This window comes from Desulfallas sp. Bu1-1 (assembly GCF_015594625.1).
In the GTDB taxonomy this organism is placed as follows: Bacteria; Bacillota; Desulfotomaculia; order Desulfotomaculales; family Desulfallaceae; genus JADNRQ01.
Genome location: NZ_JADNRQ010000012.1, coordinates 13,348 through 29,503 on the forward strand (window position 1 = coordinate 13,348; position 16,156 = coordinate 29,503).

At 44.1% G+C, this 16,156-nt stretch carries 13 protein-coding genes; all 13 read left to right on the forward strand.

Translation table 11 applies throughout. The annotated features are described in order from the left end of the window. Positions 1-22 precede the first annotated feature (22 nt). The 13 genes from IT084_RS11695 to IT084_RS11755 all read left to right on the forward strand — a co-directional run bounded on the left by IT084_RS11695 (position 23) and on the right by IT084_RS11755 (position 16,049). A complete protein-coding gene (locus IT084_RS11695) occupies positions 23-820 on the forward strand; it encodes a class I fructose-bisphosphate aldolase (protein ID WP_243276934.1) in 798 nt (265 codons plus the stop codon). A 254-nt stretch (positions 821-1,074) separates the two neighbouring features. Next, the gene (locus tag IT084_RS18650; protein WP_195713058.1) at positions 1,075-2,013 is read left to right on the forward strand and encodes a methyl-accepting chemotaxis protein; all 939 of its coding nucleotides are present in this window, start codon (positions 1,075-1,077) and stop codon (positions 2,011-2,013) included. A 174-nt stretch (positions 2,014-2,187) separates the two neighbouring features. Further along, positions 2,188-4,110 (forward strand): sigma 54-interacting transcriptional regulator, encoded by a 1,923-nt coding sequence (locus IT084_RS11705; RefSeq protein ID WP_195713059.1) that lies wholly within the window; start codon positions 2,188-2,190, stop codon positions 4,108-4,110. A gap of 304 nt (positions 4,111-4,414) precedes the next feature. Continuing rightward, positions 4,415-5,515, forward strand: coding sequence for a TRAP transporter substrate-binding protein (locus IT084_RS11710; protein WP_195713060.1), 1,101 nt, complete (start codon positions 4,415-4,417; stop codon positions 5,513-5,515). Positions 5,516-5,584: 69 nt separating this feature from the next. Beyond that, positions 5,585-6,103 (forward strand): TRAP transporter small permease subunit, encoded by a 519-nt coding sequence (locus IT084_RS11715; protein WP_195713061.1) that lies wholly within the window; start codon positions 5,585-5,587, stop codon positions 6,101-6,103. Continuing rightward, positions 6,103-7,413, forward strand: a complete 1,311-nt coding sequence (locus tag IT084_RS11720; RefSeq protein ID WP_195713062.1) for a TRAP transporter large permease subunit — start codon at positions 6,103-6,105, stop codon at positions 7,411-7,413. The genes IT084_RS11715 and IT084_RS11720 overlap by 1 nt, the downstream gene beginning before the upstream one ends. 33 nt (positions 7,414-7,446) lie before the next feature. Continuing rightward, positions 7,447-8,367: a CoA transferase subunit A gene (locus IT084_RS11725; RefSeq protein ID WP_243276931.1), complete on the forward strand. Its 921-nt coding sequence runs from the start codon at positions 7,447-7,449 to the stop codon at positions 8,365-8,367. A 15-nt stretch (positions 8,368-8,382) separates the two neighbouring features. Further along, entirely contained in the window at positions 8,383-9,234 is an 852-nt protein-coding gene (locus IT084_RS11730; protein WP_195713064.1) for a CoA-transferase subunit beta, read from the forward strand. 478 nt (positions 9,235-9,712) lie between these two features. Continuing rightward, a complete protein-coding gene (locus IT084_RS11735; RefSeq protein WP_195713065.1) occupies positions 9,713-11,551 on the forward strand; it encodes an acyl-CoA dehydrogenase in 1,839 nt (612 codons plus the stop codon). 94 nt (positions 11,552-11,645) lie between these two features. Further along, positions 11,646-12,992, forward strand: a complete 1,347-nt coding sequence (locus IT084_RS11740) for an acetyl-CoA hydrolase/transferase C-terminal domain-containing protein (protein ID WP_195713066.1) — start codon at positions 11,646-11,648, stop codon at positions 12,990-12,992. Between the two features lie 46 nt (positions 12,993-13,038). After that, on the forward strand, positions 13,039-13,908 hold the full coding sequence (locus IT084_RS11745; RefSeq protein WP_195713067.1) for a 3-hydroxyacyl-CoA dehydrogenase family protein: 870 nt from the start codon (positions 13,039-13,041) through the stop codon (positions 13,906-13,908). 149 nt (positions 13,909-14,057) lie between these two features. Further along, complete coding sequence (locus IT084_RS11750; protein ID WP_195713068.1) at positions 14,058-15,242, forward strand: thiolase family protein; 1,185 nt, start codon at positions 14,058-14,060, stop codon at positions 15,240-15,242. A gap of 27 nt (positions 15,243-15,269) precedes the next feature. Continuing rightward, positions 15,270-16,049: an enoyl-CoA hydratase-related protein gene (locus IT084_RS11755; RefSeq protein ID WP_195713069.1), complete on the forward strand. Its 780-nt coding sequence runs from the start codon at positions 15,270-15,272 to the stop codon at positions 16,047-16,049. The last annotated feature ends 107 nt before the right edge of the window (positions 16,050-16,156 follow it).

Genomic DNA, 16,156 nt, shown 5'->3' on the forward strand with positions numbered 1-16,156 from the left:
GGAGTAATTGAATTTGGACGGCATGCAAATTCGCTTGCGGAGGATCTTCCGCCGGGAGTCGGGACGTTCCTTGATTATGGCTGTGGATCACGGCATGGCCCTGGGTCCCTTGACGGGGCTGGTGGATATCAAGGATACCATCTCCAGGCTTGATGCCACCGGCATGGTAGATGCGTGGTTATTGACGAAAGGGACGTTTCACTATGCCTTTAACCCCCGGGGTTGCCCGGGAGTTATTTTGCGCATCAGCGGGGGAGCGACTATAGCAGGCCCCGAATTGACCCGGGAGGGTCTCACCGGAACGGTTGAAGAAGGACTGGCCCTGGGCGCCGACGGGGTGGCTGTTTCCGCTTTTATCGGTTCGCCTTACGAGCACGAAACTCTGGTTAACTTGGCCCGGGTGGCCGGGGAATGCCGGCGCTGGAACATGCCCTTGCTGGGCGTGGTGGGGGTAGGTAAAATTAACGAGGATAAAAAGCAGGACCCCAGGTTTATCGCGCTGGGCGCCCGGGCGGCGGCGGAACACGGAGCCGACCTGGTGAAAACATATTATACCGAAAGGGATTTCGACCGGGTGGTGGCGGGCTGCCCCGTGCCCGTGTTAATTGCCGGTGGGCCCAAGTGTGAAACCGACCTGGATACGCTAAAAATGGTACACGGCGCCATCCAGGGTGGAGCCCGGGGGATTGTAATGGGGAGAAATATTTGGCAAAGCCCTCACCCCGAAGCATTGCTGGCCGCGGTTGAAGGCATTATTCACCGGGACCTGGGAGTAAATGAAGCATTTGAACTTCTTCAGGAATGCAAAAAGATCAGGTAATAAATGTTAAGTTTAAAACACTATTTATCTACATTATAAAATATAATAGTGTTTTAAACTTTTTTTATTTTTTGTTTCCCAAATGAACATTTTATGTTTCAATTTGAAAGCCTATTTTTTTAAAAGACAATTTTTTTGTAAAATTTAAAAAGGCATTTATTTTGCATTAGTAATTTAAACTGAAGAAAGAATTAGATAATTCAGGCAGCACTGCGGCTTAAAAAGTTATTAAAGAAAACTAGGGGGAACTGTTGATGATGGAAATACTAAGAAAAAAACATAGAAACTTTTTGAACAATATTTTAGAAACTCAACCGGTGACAAAAGAAAAGCATAGCATTATTCAGGAAACACCGGTTGATGCAGACAAAATGCTGCTGGACGATTTGGTTAAATACGCTCCCTATTTTTTTGACTTATACGGACCTACCGTTAGTAGAGCTATTACAGATAAAGAAAAATTTATTTTTGTTATTCCCAGTGCGGTATCAAAATTAGGGGTAAAACCTGGTGACCCGATTAAACCGGGGAGTTCCACCGACAAGGCGATGAAAACAGGGCAAAGGGTTGTAACTCTAGTTCCGGCTAATTTATATGGCCAGCCATACATAGCTACTGCAGTTCCTATAAGAAATTCACAGGATGAAATTATAGGTTCAATGGTAACTATCAGTTTGGCTATCAGGCAGGAAAAATTTGAAAAGATGTCATCGGATCTTAATGAAGCCATCGGGGATATTTCTGTTAGCACCTCAAATCTTGTGGCTTCATCACAGCAATTGGCAGCGGAGGCAGCGCAGTTGGTAGAAAAATCCGGGGTAGTTAATCAGGAAGCTATGAGTATGGATAAAATTTTGCTGTTTATTGAAGATATTACCAGGCAAACTCACTTGTTGGGCCTTAATGCGGCAATTGAAGCCGCCAGGGCGGGAGAAATGGGTAAAGGATTTAGCGTAGTAGCGGAAGAAATAAGAAAATTGGCGGCAAGAACGGCGGGGTCGGTTAAAGAAATAAGCCAGTTGCTTAATAGTTTACAGGAAAAAATTATTCAAATTAACAGCCATTGTGAAGAAATGTTATCCGTATCTGAAGCCCAGGTAACTTTGATCGAAGGCATTGATAATAGCATCAGAAACATACAGAAAACTGCCGGGGAATTAAATGAAGAAGCTAAAAATTATGAACTTAACTAGATAAAAAAGTAAACCATAATTGTTATAAATTACCTCAAAAATTTTTGCCTATAAATCCTAAATAAATGTTACACTAAATAAAATAATTTCTAAATATAGAAAAAATGCAGTAAGTTAAATTTTTTAAAATTTAAAATTGTTCTAAGTAGTGTGGGAAGAGAGGGGGTACGTTTTGTGTCGGATGTAAAAATCGGGGTTGTTTCCACTTACCCCGAGCTTTCGCAATTAATTCAACAAATATCCGGTGAAATGAAACTTGATTTGGAAGTTAAAGAGGCCATCTTGGATGAGGGTGTAGCCTGCGCTTATCAATTCGAACACCAGGGAGTAGACGTGATAATTAGCCGGGGGGCAACGGGAAGGAAGATAAAAAAAGCAATTTCATTACCTGTGGTCTTAATCGAAATAACCTCTTTTGATGTACTGCAAGCCTTGCATACTGCTAAGGGAATTGGTAAAAAAATTGCTTTTCTAGGGCATAGAATTCATGATTTTAGTCTTGATTTTAATAGTATTATCAAGATACTCGGTATTGAGGTTGATTATTATCCTTATAGCGACACGTTGGAAATGGAGCGACAGGCTGAAAGAATATTAAGATCCGATGTAGATGTTATGGTAAGCACGGGTTTATGTATTTACGAGATGGCAAAGAGTTCGGGGATAAATGCCGTCTTGGTGAAATCAGGTTATGATGCTATATACGGCTCAATTAAAAGGGCCATAGAGCTGGTGCATGGCATTCGCCAGAATCAGGAACAATCCAAAAGGTTTCGCTCCGTACTTGAACTTACCAACGATGGAATTATTATTTTGGACGATAACAAACGTATATCATTTATGAACAAGGCTGCGCAAAATCTTTTGGATATGGATGCCGGCAAAATTGTCGGTCAATACATAGATGATATTCGGGAATCCTCAATTTTGAAATCGCTCTTAAACAACAACCATAGCGGTGAAGCATTTAAAGAAGTTGGCAGGAAACAATTTTGGGTAAATAGCATGCCTTTAACTATTAATAATAAGGAAAAAGACTTGCTGGTGCTTTTCCAGAGCGCGGATAGAATCCAGGATATGGAGCATAATCTCCGGCGCCAGTTATTTAAAAAGGGTTTATATGCAAAACACACTTTTGAAGATATTATCGGGAATAGTCCCATATTAAAAGAGACCATTGAAAGTGCAAAAAAATTTGCCGCGGCAAATGCCACGGTTCTTATTTGCGGTGAAAGCGGCACCGGAAAAGAATTATTTGCTCAAAGTATTCATAATGAAAGCGACAGGCGCAAAGCACCCTTTGTGGCGATAAATTGCGCTGCATTGCCGGAAAATTTGTTGGAAAGTGAATTGTTTGGTTATGAAGAAGGCGCTTTTACCGGGGCTAAAAAGGGCGGTAAAATTGGCCTGTTTGAAATGGCACACGGGGGAACCATTTTTTTGGATGAGATTGGTGAAATGACCCTGCCCGTTCAAGCACGTTTGCTGCGGGTACTCCAGGAACGGGAGATTATGAGGCTGGGGAGCGATAGGGTTATTCCGGTGGATGTCAGGATTATTGCCGCTACAAATTACGAATTATACCAGGCCGTGGCGGAAGGAAAGTTTCGCAGCGATTTATACCACCGGCTGGAAGTATTAAACTTGGAAATTCCGCCGCTGAGGGCAAGAAAAGAGGATATTGATTTATTGGCCAATTACTTTGTTAATCTCTATGCTTTTGAAGAACGAAAAAATGTACCCGCATTAAGTAAGGAAGCCCTGGAAAAACTGAAAAAGTACGATTGGCCCGGAAATATCAGGGAGCTTCAAAATGTAATTCATAAGTATGTCCTACTGGTGGAGCAGAAACAGGATTGTGAGGATTTAATAAATAAACTTATTAATGACAAAATCCGGAAAACTTACAAAGTGCGCAAAGACGACGAAGATTCAATCACCTTAAAGATCAGTAAATTGGAAGACATGGAGAAACAGGTCATCGAATATTTGCTCTCCACGGGTGCCACAATTAAGGAAATTTCAGAAATCCTGGGGACAAGCCGGACCACTTTATGGCGAAAAGCAAAAAGTTTGGATAAAGTGGTGTTTCGATAGGTAACCCGTAGTGTTGCAAGTTGAAATATGTCGAAATAGATAAAATTTGCGTTTTGTTTAAGTTTTCTGAGGATTTTTAACTGTATATATTAAAAAATAAAATGGCATGGTATTTGCTCTTGCTATTTAATAAGCTCAATAACTTTGGACAGGAGGTGCACAATAGCAGGGCTTTTATTTTACTGATTTTCTCGGATAATCAGGTTGGGATGCCTTTGACTTCTTGGGGGGAGGTGAAGGTAGGCATTATTTTCGCAATTTATTGATTGATTATAATTTTTTTATTAAAGAGGAGGAGTAGTTAGTGCATAAAAGATTAATTTTGATAGTTATGGCATTACTGATGGCTGCCCTGTTCACTGCAGGCTGTGGCGGTTCAAAGGAAAGTGCTGATGGTAACAAGGCAGCTGGTAATAAGACCTATACCCTTAATTTAAATTGCCCTTATCCTCCGCCGGTATATGAATGGGAATCAAAGTATATAGCCCATGAAAAATTTGCAGAGCGGGTTAAAGAAGCCACTAATGGACAGGTAAATATTAAAATTTATTATAATGGCCAGTTATCTTCCACCGACCAGGCATTAGATTCATTGAAGAGGGGCGTTACTGATATGGAAAGCTCAACTTCTTACTGGGGAGGAACTGTGCCTGAATCTGACGTTATCTGGCTGCCCTTCTGGAGTAAAGGTCACCAGCATGCTATGCACGTGATGCGTGAAACTAAGATCGGTGAAATGTTTGAAGAGGCTTATCATAAACAGGGAGTAAAAGTATTGTTCTACTGGCCGGTTAGCATTGAAGGTTTAATATCTACTGAACCAATTAAAACATATGCAGACATGAAAGGTAAAAAACTGCGCATGGGATCTAGCATGTGGCCAACCTGGTTTAAAGAAATGGGGGTCACACCTATAAATGTTGCGCCCTCTGAGCAATATGAAGCTATGATGAGGGGAACAATGGACGGCACTATTTATGTGTTATACAGCATTGATACTTACAAGTTCCACGAGGTAGCCAAGAATTTAACGCTGCCCGGATTTATTGACCCATTTCTTTGCTATGTTTTAGTAAACGAAAAGAAATGGAACGAATTGCCGCCTGATCTTCAAAAGAAAATTGAAGAAGTAGCTGCGCAAACTGAAAAAGAAGCCATTGCAGGTTCCGAGAAATTGACTAATTCCATATTGCAGATCTGCGATGAAAAAGGTGTCACAGTAACCAAATTGAGCAAAGAGGAATTCGAGAAATTTAGAGCATCTGCCATGCCTCTGTGGGATGAATTTGCTGCCAGAAACGACACTACCGCGGAAATGGTCAAAATCTTAAAAGAAGACCTCAAACAGTGGGAAGCCAACAATCCCGAATCAAAAGCCTGGGAAGAAAGATGGTTGGCACAATAGCAAGTACAAGTCCGTATGAAATGACAGGGTTTCGGCCCTGTCATTTCATAAAGGAAAGGGGGAAAGTTAATGAAGCTTTTGGAAAAGTTCATTGCCAAAATAAATAGGTATATTATGTGGATATGCGGATTATTAATTATATTTATGGGTTTTTTGATTACCATCGATATAATACTGCGTTCCACGATAAACTATTCCATTCAATGGGCTTTTGCTCTTAATGGCTATATAAGCGCTACAGTGGCCTTATTAGCCGGGGGGTATGCTTTACTGGACAAACAGCATGTTAGAGTGGATATTTTCTACACCAAGTTTTCCCCTAGAGTGAGGGGTATTGTTGATATTGGTACTTCTTCATTAACATATCTCCTTTGCGGGGTTTTTATATGGACTGGTGGCATTTTATGTATTGAGTCCTTCACTACAGGGTCCATGACAGGTGGTGTCCTTAATATGCCAGCCTATATTCCCCAGATGCTTATACCATTAGGGGGGTTATTACTGGGATTGCAGTTGTTAGTTGACTCATACCATGATATTAAATTGGCTCTGGGCATAAAAACACTTGACGAGGAGGGCTCATCGTAATGGAACCATCATTTCTGGCACTAATTTTAGTAGGCACATTAGTACTAGTTATGGCTTTAGGTTTACCAGTTGCATTTACCCTGGGTGGTCTTTCATTGGCCATTGGTTTTTTTGTATGGGGAGGTACAGCTGGTTTTTATGCGGTTGCCCTGGGGGCCCTGGGTAAGGCCACCAGTTTTACTCTGACGGCTATTCCTCTTTTTCTGATGATGGCGGCCGTTTTGCGCTATAGCGGGCTGGCCGATGATATGTATGAAATGATCAATCGCTGGTTGGGCAAGATAAAAGGCGGACTGGCTCTGGGGACAGTGGTTATTTCCTCTATTTTTGCGGCTATGGTAGGTATCAGCACGGTGGCCACTGCCACCCTGGGCTTGACTGCTATGCCAGCAATGTTAAAAAGGGGTTATAATAAAAAAATGGTGGCCGGGGCAATCTGCGCCGGAGGTGCCCTGGGCATTATCATACCGCCCAGCGTGATCATGATTATCTACGCTTCCGAAGCCGAAGTTTCGGCGGGCCAGATGTTTTTTGGCGGCATCATTCCCGGTATTATCATGGCTGTATTATTTATGATCTATATTGCCATATTATGTATAAAAAACCCCTCCTATGGGCCACCGGTGGAGGAAAACTTTACTTTGCCGCAAAAAATGGAATCACTTAGGGCAGTGTCGCTGCCTATGTTTATTATTTTATTGGTTTTGGGCGTAATCTACACTGGCCTTGCTACACCAACCGAAGCTGCGGGAATTGGCCTGGTTGGCTCATTAATATGCGCGGCTATCAAGCGCAAAATTAATGGGGAAAATATTAAGAATATGATGGCTATGGGCGTTGGGGTTAACGCTATGGTATTTTGGATTATTCTTGGTGCCGTTGCTTATTCTCGACTGGTGACCATGACTGGTGTTGGGGAATGGTTCAGCGGGCTGGTTACAGGGATGGATGTAAACAGATGGGTAATATTATTGGGTATGCAGGCTATATTCTTTGTGCTGGGTATGTTTTTAGACCCTGCCGGCATTATCCTGATTACCGGGCCCTTTTTCCTGCCTGTGGTTAAGGCCCTTGGCTTTGACCCGCTTTGGTATGGTGTATTGTTTGTGGTTAACATGTGCATGGCTTACATTACACCTCCTTTTGGATTTAACTTGTTTGTGATCAGGGCAGTTGCTCCCAAGGGGTTAACCATAGGTGACGTTTACGCCGCTATTTGGCCGTTTGTTGGTCTTATGGCCCTTACCCTGTTAATAGTTGTACTTTTTCCACAAACTGTTACCTGGTTACCGAGTCTGCTTATTAAATAGCTATGATTTATAGGGTTATAGGGGGGATTGAACTTGTCAATCAATAAAGTAACAACTCTGACAGAAGCGGTTCAAGGGCTTGTTAATGACGGTGATACAATTGCCCTGGGAGGTATTCTTTCACGCGAGCCGGTAGCCTGCAGTTACGAACTGATCAGACAACATAAAAAAGATCTCACCATTATTGTGGACAGTCACGATGAATCAGTAGAATTACTTATCGGAGCTGGTTTGGTCAAAAAAGTTGAATCAGCTTATATCTGGGTAGGGGTAATCGGCAGTGGTCTTAACTTTAGAAGGGCCGTTGAGAAAGGTATCCCCCGGCATGTTGAGGTGGAAGATTATACTAACTTGGCCATTGGCATGCGCTTTTTAGCCGGTGCATTGGGCGTTCCTTTTATGCCGGTGCTGTCCATGTCAGGATCAGATATTCCCAAATATAATGATAAAATAGTTTCCATGAAAGACCCGTACAAAGGTCAGCAAGTCAACCTTGTACCTGCAGCAGAACCGGACGTTGCTTTTATACATGTTCAGCGAGCGGATAAAATGGGCAATGCACAGATTTGGGGGATGCTCGCCAATGACGTCAACATCGCCCGTGCGGCAAAAAAAGTTATTTTAACTTGTGAAGAAATCATCCCTACATCCGAAATCAGAAAAATACCAAATATGACCCAAATACCTCATTATTGCGTAGATGCTGTAGTGGAACTCCCTTTTGGCGCTCATCCCCTTGGCGTCGCAGGTTATTACTGGCTGGATACGCCTTTCAGAAAAGAATGGCTGAAAGCTTCAAAATCACAAGAAGGTTTTGATGCATGGCTGGAAGAGTGGGTTTTTAGCTGGGACACTTTTGAAGAATACCTACATAAGCTCGGATCCGACCGATTGGCCAAGTTGCGGAAACTGGAAAGAGACAATTACCGAATCCCCAGAATTGAAAATTACTAGAAGGAGTGTAAAACTATGAATTATTCAGCTCAGGAATTTATGGTTTCCGCATGCTCGCGATTAATTAAAGACAATGAATGTGTTTTTATAGGAGTTGGCATTCCGCTCCTGGCAGGGGTTGTGGCCAGCAAGATCCATGCGCCTAATTCCGTATTAATATACGAAGCAGGGGGAATCGGGGCTATTAGCCGCAGGCTTCCATGGAGTATTTCTGATAATGCCACTACCGATAACGCCCTTGTAGCCACCGAATTATGGAGAGTGCTGGGAGACGTTCAGCGCGGTTTCGTCGATGTGGCTGTAATCGGCGGAGCGCAAATAGACAAGTTCGGCAATCTCAATACCACCGCCATAATCGGCCCCGACAAATCCTACCAAAAACCCCAAACGAGGTTACCCGGTTCCGGTGGCGCTAATGACCTTGCTTCTTCCGCTAAAAGATTATTGATAATAATGCGGTTGGAAAACAGAAAATTTGTTGAAAAACTTGATTATATTACCAGCCCGGGATTTCTTGCGGGCCCTGGATGCAGGGAAAAAGCAGGGTTGAAAGGCGGGGGTCCTGAAGCAGTAATTACAAATAAATGCATATTTAGATTCGACCCTTTAACCAAGGAAATGTATTTAGATGAATTGTTTCCGGGAGTAACTATAGAAGAAGTCAGGTCTGATGTAGGATGGGATTTAAAAATATCATCCGACATAAAAATTGTTGAGCCCCCAACAGAAAAAGAGATAGAAATCATGCACAAAATAGATCCTCTGGGTGTGGTTTTAGGGAGAAAAAGCATCCAGGAAAATCAGTCATTTGAAGATTATTATCAAATAATGAAAAAATGTTATGAATCCATGGCCTTACTTATTTAAGCACAATTATTAATACGACCAAAACAATAGCTTAATAGTGATGGGGATCACCTTACGCTGTAAAAGTTGATGACTCCTATCAGGCAAAAAGCCGTGGTAGGAGTGTTTATTTTCTCTAACCATGCTTTACCACAGCAGAGGCGATTACCGCTACTTCAATTTTATTTATCGGGTTGGGGCGTTCTTGGTTTAAACCGGGTTAAGTAAATAATTGCGTTTTATTCAGTAACCTGCTGGTTGCAGAATGAAACCCCAGTGAAACAATTTAAAATTGAAAAACTTGCACCGTGATGAGGTGTACAGGGTATTGGTCAGCATTTTCGCACTTTTTCACCTATTCATTGCAATTCGAAAACAATGGCATGCGTTTTGCTCCTGATATAGTTATAGAAATATTCCGGGAGGGGAAGTGATGTGTAGTTTGGTTTGTTGTTTATTGAATTTTTGATTGATCATAAAAACCCAAGGAGGTTGAATCATGGCAGAATTTGTATATGATATCAGGGATCTTAAATTTATTCTGAATGAATGGCTGGACATGGACGAAATATTCAGCCTGGAGAAATTCAAGGATAACTACGAAAAAGACGATATTGACTTCATCTTGAACGAAGCCTATAAGATGGCAAAAGAGGTGGTCGCGCCTATAAATAAAGAGGGCGACGAGATTGGCGTTAAATTTGAAAATGGTAAAGTAAAGCTCCCGCCGGCTTATGTGGAAGCATACAAGTTCTTGCAAGAGAACGGTTGGGGTTCGGCTAATGAATCCCTGGCTTCAGATACCATTATGCCCCTAACTCTGTACAGAGCTTATAGTGAGATGCTCATGGCCGCTTCCCCGGCTTTAATGTCATATATCAAGTTGACTACCGGCGCGGCAAACCTTATTTACAGGTTTGGTACGGATAAAGACCGGGAGCTTTTCCTGGAAAATATGCTTAATGGCAAATGGAGCGGCACCATGTGTTTGACCGAGCCCAATGCCGGTTCCGATGTGGGCGATGCGACCACCCGGGCGTATCCCACCGACGATCCCAGAATTTATAAAATTAAGGGCACCAAAATGTTTATCACCGGTGGGGAAGTGGATTTATCCGAAAACATCATTCACATGGTACTGGCCCGTCCTGAAGGCGGTGCACCCGGTTCCAAAGGATTGGGGCTGTATATTGTACCTAAAATTTGGGTAAATGACGACGGTAGCCTCGGAGAGCCCAATGACGTTACCTGCATCGGCGTTGAACATAAAATGGGCCTCAAAGCATCAGCCACTGCCATGTTGAGTTTTGGAGAAAACGATAATTGCCGCGGGATACTGGTGGGAGATCCCCCGGATAGCAATGGTGTGTCCAAGGGCCTGGCCATGATGTTCCACATGATGAACGAATCCCGTATCGGTACGGGCCATAATGCCCTCGCTCAAATGGCCGCGGCCTATTACTATGCTTCGCGCTATGCCACCGAACGTATTCAGGGACGCCTGTTTACCAACCCCAAAGCGGGCCGGGTGCCGCTGATCAAGCACGAAGACATAAGAAGAATGCTGATTGAAATGAAGGCGCAGGTTGAAGCGATCAGGGCCATGATCTTCAGGGGTTTTTATTATTTGGATATTGCCGAACACAGCAAGGATAAAGAAAAAGCGGCCCGGTGCCAGGGGTTGGCTGAGATTTTGACCCCGCTGATCAAGACTTATTCAGCCGAAACCGCCTGGCAGATGATTGCCCTGGCCATCCAGGTTTATGGCGGTGTCGGGTATACGGAAGAATATCCGGTTTCGCAATATGCGCGTGATGTAAAGATACTTTCCATTTGGGAAGGAACATCGTTTATACACGCCATGGATTTGGTCGGTCGCAAAATGAGAATGAAAGACGGCGTGCCTTTTGCCAACTGGCTTGATGATAGAAAGGAATTCCTGGAAAGGAACAAAAACGTCGAGGGATTTACAGCCGAGATCAGCAAACTGGAAAAAGCTTACCAGTGTGTGCTTGAGATTAAGAATATATATGATTCTTATTATGCTGATAAAGGGGAAAAAGGTGCACTGATACCATTATATGCAACCCGTGTACTGGACTGCTGTGCTCAGTTGTTTGCCGCGGAATCAATACTGGATCAGGCGATTTTAGCCAAGCAGAAAATTGATGAACTTGGTGCTGATCACCATGATTATGTATATTACGCGGGTAAAATAAGCACCGCAAAATATTTCATAAACAATATATTGCCTAATGTTTATATCCGTACCGGTATGATTAAGGAAGCCGACCAGTCGGCGCTGGTATGCCCGGAGGAAGCCCTGGTAATAAGTTAGTTGGTTGGGAGTGATCCAGTTCCTGTAGAGGGAGGCGTGCAACAGGAATGCGAGATGTTTATTAATCGATATCTTTATAGAGGGGGGGTAAGGTGTGAAAAGTTATATTGAAGAATACAAAAGCAAACTGGTTACGGCGGATGAAGCGGTAAAAGTTGTAAAATCCGGCGATTGGGTTGCTTACAGTCATTTCGCCATGACTCCCAAGGTATTGGACGAAGCACTGGCAAGAAGGAAAGATGAGTTGACTGGCGTTAAAATAAGAGGTGTCTGTTCCGTCCACCCGGTGCAGGTGGCCATGGTTGACCCGGAACAAAAACATTTTACTTACAATAGCGGTTTTTTTAGTGGTGTGGACAGGAAATTGCAAGATGAGGGAATAGCTTTTCATATTCCGGGCTTGTACGCGGAGTCCCCGGTTAATATCAGGAATGGCCAATCCGACACGCCAAAAGTAGCTATGATAGTTACTACCCCCATGGATGAAAAAGGCTACTTTAATTTTGGACTTTCAAATTCCTATGAACGGGCGCTTTGTGAGAAAGCGCAAACTGTGATCGTCGAAGTCAATCAAAATGTTCCCCGCAGCCTTGGCGGAGACCAGGAATGTGTCCACATCTCTGAAGTAGATTACATTGTAGAAGGAAACAATGATCCTTTGGTAGAGATACCGGCTCATCCTCCTACCGAGGTTGATAAAAAAATAGCCGCATTAATTGTTGAAGAAATTGAAGATGGCGCTTGCCTGCAACTGGGTATTGGCGGAATGCCCAATACCATCGGCCGGATGTTGGCGGAATCGGACCTTAAAGACTTTGGTGTACACAGCGAGATGTTGTGTGATGCTTTCGTGGATTTGTATGAAGCGGGGAAAATCACCGGAGCCAGAAAGTCAATAGATCGCTTTAAAATGGTATTCACTTTTGCGTTGGGGAGCAAAAGACTTTATGAGTTTATAGATAACAACCCGGCCTGTGCAATTTACCCTGTGGATTACACCAATTCAGTGGATGTTATTCGCCAAAACGATAAGCAAATATCTATTAACAATGCCATTGAAATAGATCTTTATGGTCAGGTATGCTCCGAAACGGTTGGGGCCAGGCAGATTTCCGGGACCGGCGGGCAGTTTGATTTTACTTACGGCGCCGTGCGTTCCAGAGGTGGAAAAGCTTTTATCTGTTTAAGCTCAACTAAAACTATAAGAGGGAATACCGTTTCGAGAATTGTGCCTACAATAACTCCGGGAAATGTAGTGACCCTGCCAAGAACAGTGGTTCAATATGTTGTTACCGAGTATGGGAAGGCTAATTTAAAAGGTAAAGCAACCTGGCAGCGGGCTGAAATGTTAATTAACATTGCTCATCCGGATTACAGGGAAGAGCTGATCAAGCAAGCTGAAAAAATGAAAATTTGGACTCGGACCAATAAAAGAATATAACTGGCTATTTAAATATTGTTTAAATTGTTTGCGAGGAGTGAATACAATGGCAACTTTTGAAATTAAGAACATTTGTGTTGTTGGAGCCGGCAATATGGGGCATCAAATTGCCCTTGCCGCAGCCCTGGCGGGCTATAATGTGAAGTGCACCGATATCAACCAGGAAATCTTGCAAAAGGCTGAAAACTTTGCGGATACTTACCTGCCGCAGCGGGTGGCGAAGGGCAAATTATCGGAAGAAGATGCCAAAGCGGCCCGTACCAGAATATCTTTTACGGGTGACCTGGCTGATGCGGCCAAAGATGCGGATTTAGTGATTGAAGCGGTAATCGAAAAGCTGGACTTGAAACGTAAAATATTTGCCGATCTGGACAGGATTTGCCCCGAACACGCCATTTTGGCCACAAACAGCTCCTATATTGTCAGTTCCAAAATAGCTGATGTTACCAAACGCCCGGAAAAGGTTTGCAATATGCACTTCTTTAACCCGGCTCTGGTCATGAAACTGGTTGAAGTCGTTAAAGGACCGCATGTTTCGGATGAAACAGTGGAAACTGTGGTGGATGCATGTAAAAAGATGGGTAAAATTCCGGTAGTTTTAAAGAAAGAAATTTACGGGTTCCTGGTAAACCGTATTGTATCGGCTATTAAAAATGAAGCGTTGTATATTTACGATATGGGTGTGGCGACTCCCGAAGACATTGATACCGCGGTTGTGCATGCCCTCGGACACCCCATGGGACCATTCAGACTAATGGATCTTACTGGAATTGATCTTTCATATTACATCAGTATGGAACGTTATCAGGAGACCGGTGATCCCAAATATAAGCCTTCACCAATTATAGTGGAAAAATTCATTAAGAAAGAGTGGGGCCGTAAAACCGGTAAGGGATTCTATGACTATTGCAAATAATTAAGCAGCTGGAAAATTGTTTTGCCGGAAAATTAGCAAAAATTTTTTCCGGCAACAATTTTACATTTTAAAAAACCGAAAACACATAGCTCAAAATACCTGACTTACAGGTTAATCGAACAGCGTATCACAGAAGGAGGATTACAGTAATGAGAGAAGTATACCTCGTGGAAGGTGTCCGTACAGCGATCGCAAAATCAGGGAAAAAATCCTGGTTTGCAAATGTGAGGGCGGATGACCTGGCCGCCCTTGTGATAAATGAAGTTCTGGAACGCGCGGGCATAACAGGGAAGCAAAGGGAGCAGGTGGACGACGTTATTCTGGGCGGAACGTATTTAATGAAAGAAATGGGTTCCAATATTGGCCGGTATGCAACCATCATGGCCGGTATGCCATACAGCGTGCCGGGTTGCACTGTTGACCGCCTGTGCGGGTCCGGCTTGCAGTCCATAGCGTTCGCCATTTCATCCATAGCCATGGGATGGGCCGATTTAATCATTGCCGGTGGTGTCCAGCACATGACTCACGTTCCAATGCTCAGCGGCATTGACCCCAACCCCAGGCTTGGTGAGTTCTGCGATCCCAATATGATCAGAATGGGCTACACTGCGGAAATGGTGGCCAGAAGGTTTAACATCAGCAGGGAAAAACAGGATCAAATGGCCGTGGAAAGCCATGCCAAAGCCCACAAGGCGACCGAAGAGGGTTTATTTAAAGATGAAATACTGCCCGTAGAAGCTGAAGTCCCCACTGAAGACGGGGGCACTCAAAAAATGGTGGTTGACCGTGACCAGGGAATCAGGCCGGGGACCACTATGGAAGTACTATCTAAACTAAAACCGGTATTCATGGATGATGAAAAAGCAACCGTGACCGCCGGCAATTCCAGTCAAACCAACGACGCCGCCGCCGCTGTTTTGGTGGCCAGCAAGGAAAAGGCTAAAGAACTCGGGCTCAAGCCCAAATTGAAGCTGGTCGGGTATGCGGTTGTTGGCGTGGACCCGGCCCTGATGGGTATAGGCCCCGCTTTTGCTATACCAAAAGTATTGAAACAAGCCGGTATGACCATTGACCAAATTGACATCTGGGAAATCAACGAGGCGTTTGCATCACAGGCAGTATATTGCACAGAGAGGCTGGGCATTAGAAACCACCCGCTGCTCAACCCCCGTGGAAGCGGCATTGCCCTGGGGCACCCCCTGGGTTGTACCGGTGCCCGGATTGCCACAACGATCATGCATGAAATGCCGTACTACAGCGCCAAATATGCCGTGGAAAGCATGTGTATAGGTCACGGTCAGGGTGCCGCGGCAATTTGGGAATGGGTCGGCTAAAAAATTTTTGAAAGAGAGGGATATGGAATGGAATTTCAAAACCTGTTGCTTGAAAAGGATGGACATATTGCTTTAATCACCTTAAACCGGCCGGAAGTTCGCAATGCCCTTGATCCCCGGACATGGGCCGAAATTCGCGCCGCCATTCGGGAATGCCGCTTTGATAATGATGTCCGTGTGGTAATTATCACCGGTGCGGGGGGTAAAGCATTTGCGTCCGGCGCAGACATCAGATCTCTCAGGGATCGCGAGACTTTGGAAGTTTTGAAAAGTGAAGCGCAGGAATCATTAAATGATATCGAAAACCTGGATAAACCCGTAATAGCGGCTATCGACGGGTTTGCCCTGGGCGGCGGGTGCGAACTGGCCATGGCCTGTGATATCAGAATTGCCACCAGCCGTTCCAAACTGGGCCAGCCTGAAGTGAACCTGGGCATTATCCCGGGCGCCGGTGGAACCCAAAGGCTGCAAAGAATTGTCGGCATAGGCAAGGCCAAGGAGTTGATTTTTACCGGCGATATTATCAGCGCGCAGGAAGCCAAGGAAATCGGGCTGATTAATAAAGTAGTGGAACAACCCGAGGAATTACTGCCTGCGGCCAAGGAGATGGCGCAAAAGATCATTGCCAAGGGGCCCGTTGCCGTCAGCCTGGCCAAGCTTGCGATCAATGTCGGCTCCAATACCGATATAAACTCCGGCCTGTTATTTGAAAAATTTGCGCAGACGATTGCTTTTTCCACTGAGGATCGCATTGAGGGAACTACGGCGTTTCTCGAAAAACGGAAACCGGAATTTAAAGGTAAATAATAAAAAGCTAAATTATGATTTAACCGCAAAACCGCCGGAGCGCCAGATACAAGTACCGGGTTTTTGCAGCAAAATCAATTATTTTATTTAATAAATAGGGGGGCCGG

Bases quoted from the DNA above. Each gene is read 5' to 3' on its own strand.
- IT084_RS11695 (WP_243276934.1), top strand. From the start codon at position 23: ATGCAAATTCGCTTGCGGAGGATCTTCCGCCGGGAGTCGGGACGTTCC.
- IT084_RS18650 (WP_195713058.1), top strand. From the start codon at position 1,075: ATGATGGAAATACTAAGAAAAAAACATAGAAACTTTTTGAACAATATT.
- IT084_RS11715 (WP_195713061.1), top strand. From the start codon at position 5,585: ATGAAGCTTTTGGAAAAGTTCATTGCCAAAATAAATAGGTATATTATG.
- IT084_RS11720 (WP_195713062.1), top strand. From the start codon at position 6,103: ATGGAACCATCATTTCTGGCACTAATTTTAGTAGGCACATTAGTACTA.
- IT084_RS11730 (WP_195713064.1), top strand. From the start codon at position 8,383: ATGAATTATTCAGCTCAGGAATTTATGGTTTCCGCATGCTCGCGATTA.
- IT084_RS11735 (WP_195713065.1), top strand. From the start codon at position 9,713: ATGGCAGAATTTGTATATGATATCAGGGATCTTAAATTTATTCTGAAT.
- IT084_RS11745 (WP_195713067.1), top strand. From the start codon at position 13,039: ATGGCAACTTTTGAAATTAAGAACATTTGTGTTGTTGGAGCCGGCAAT.
- IT084_RS11750 (WP_195713068.1), top strand. From the start codon at position 14,058: ATGAGAGAAGTATACCTCGTGGAAGGTGTCCGTACAGCGATCGCAAAA.
- IT084_RS11755 (WP_195713069.1), top strand. From the start codon at position 15,270: ATGGAATTTCAAAACCTGTTGCTTGAAAAGGATGGACATATTGCTTTA.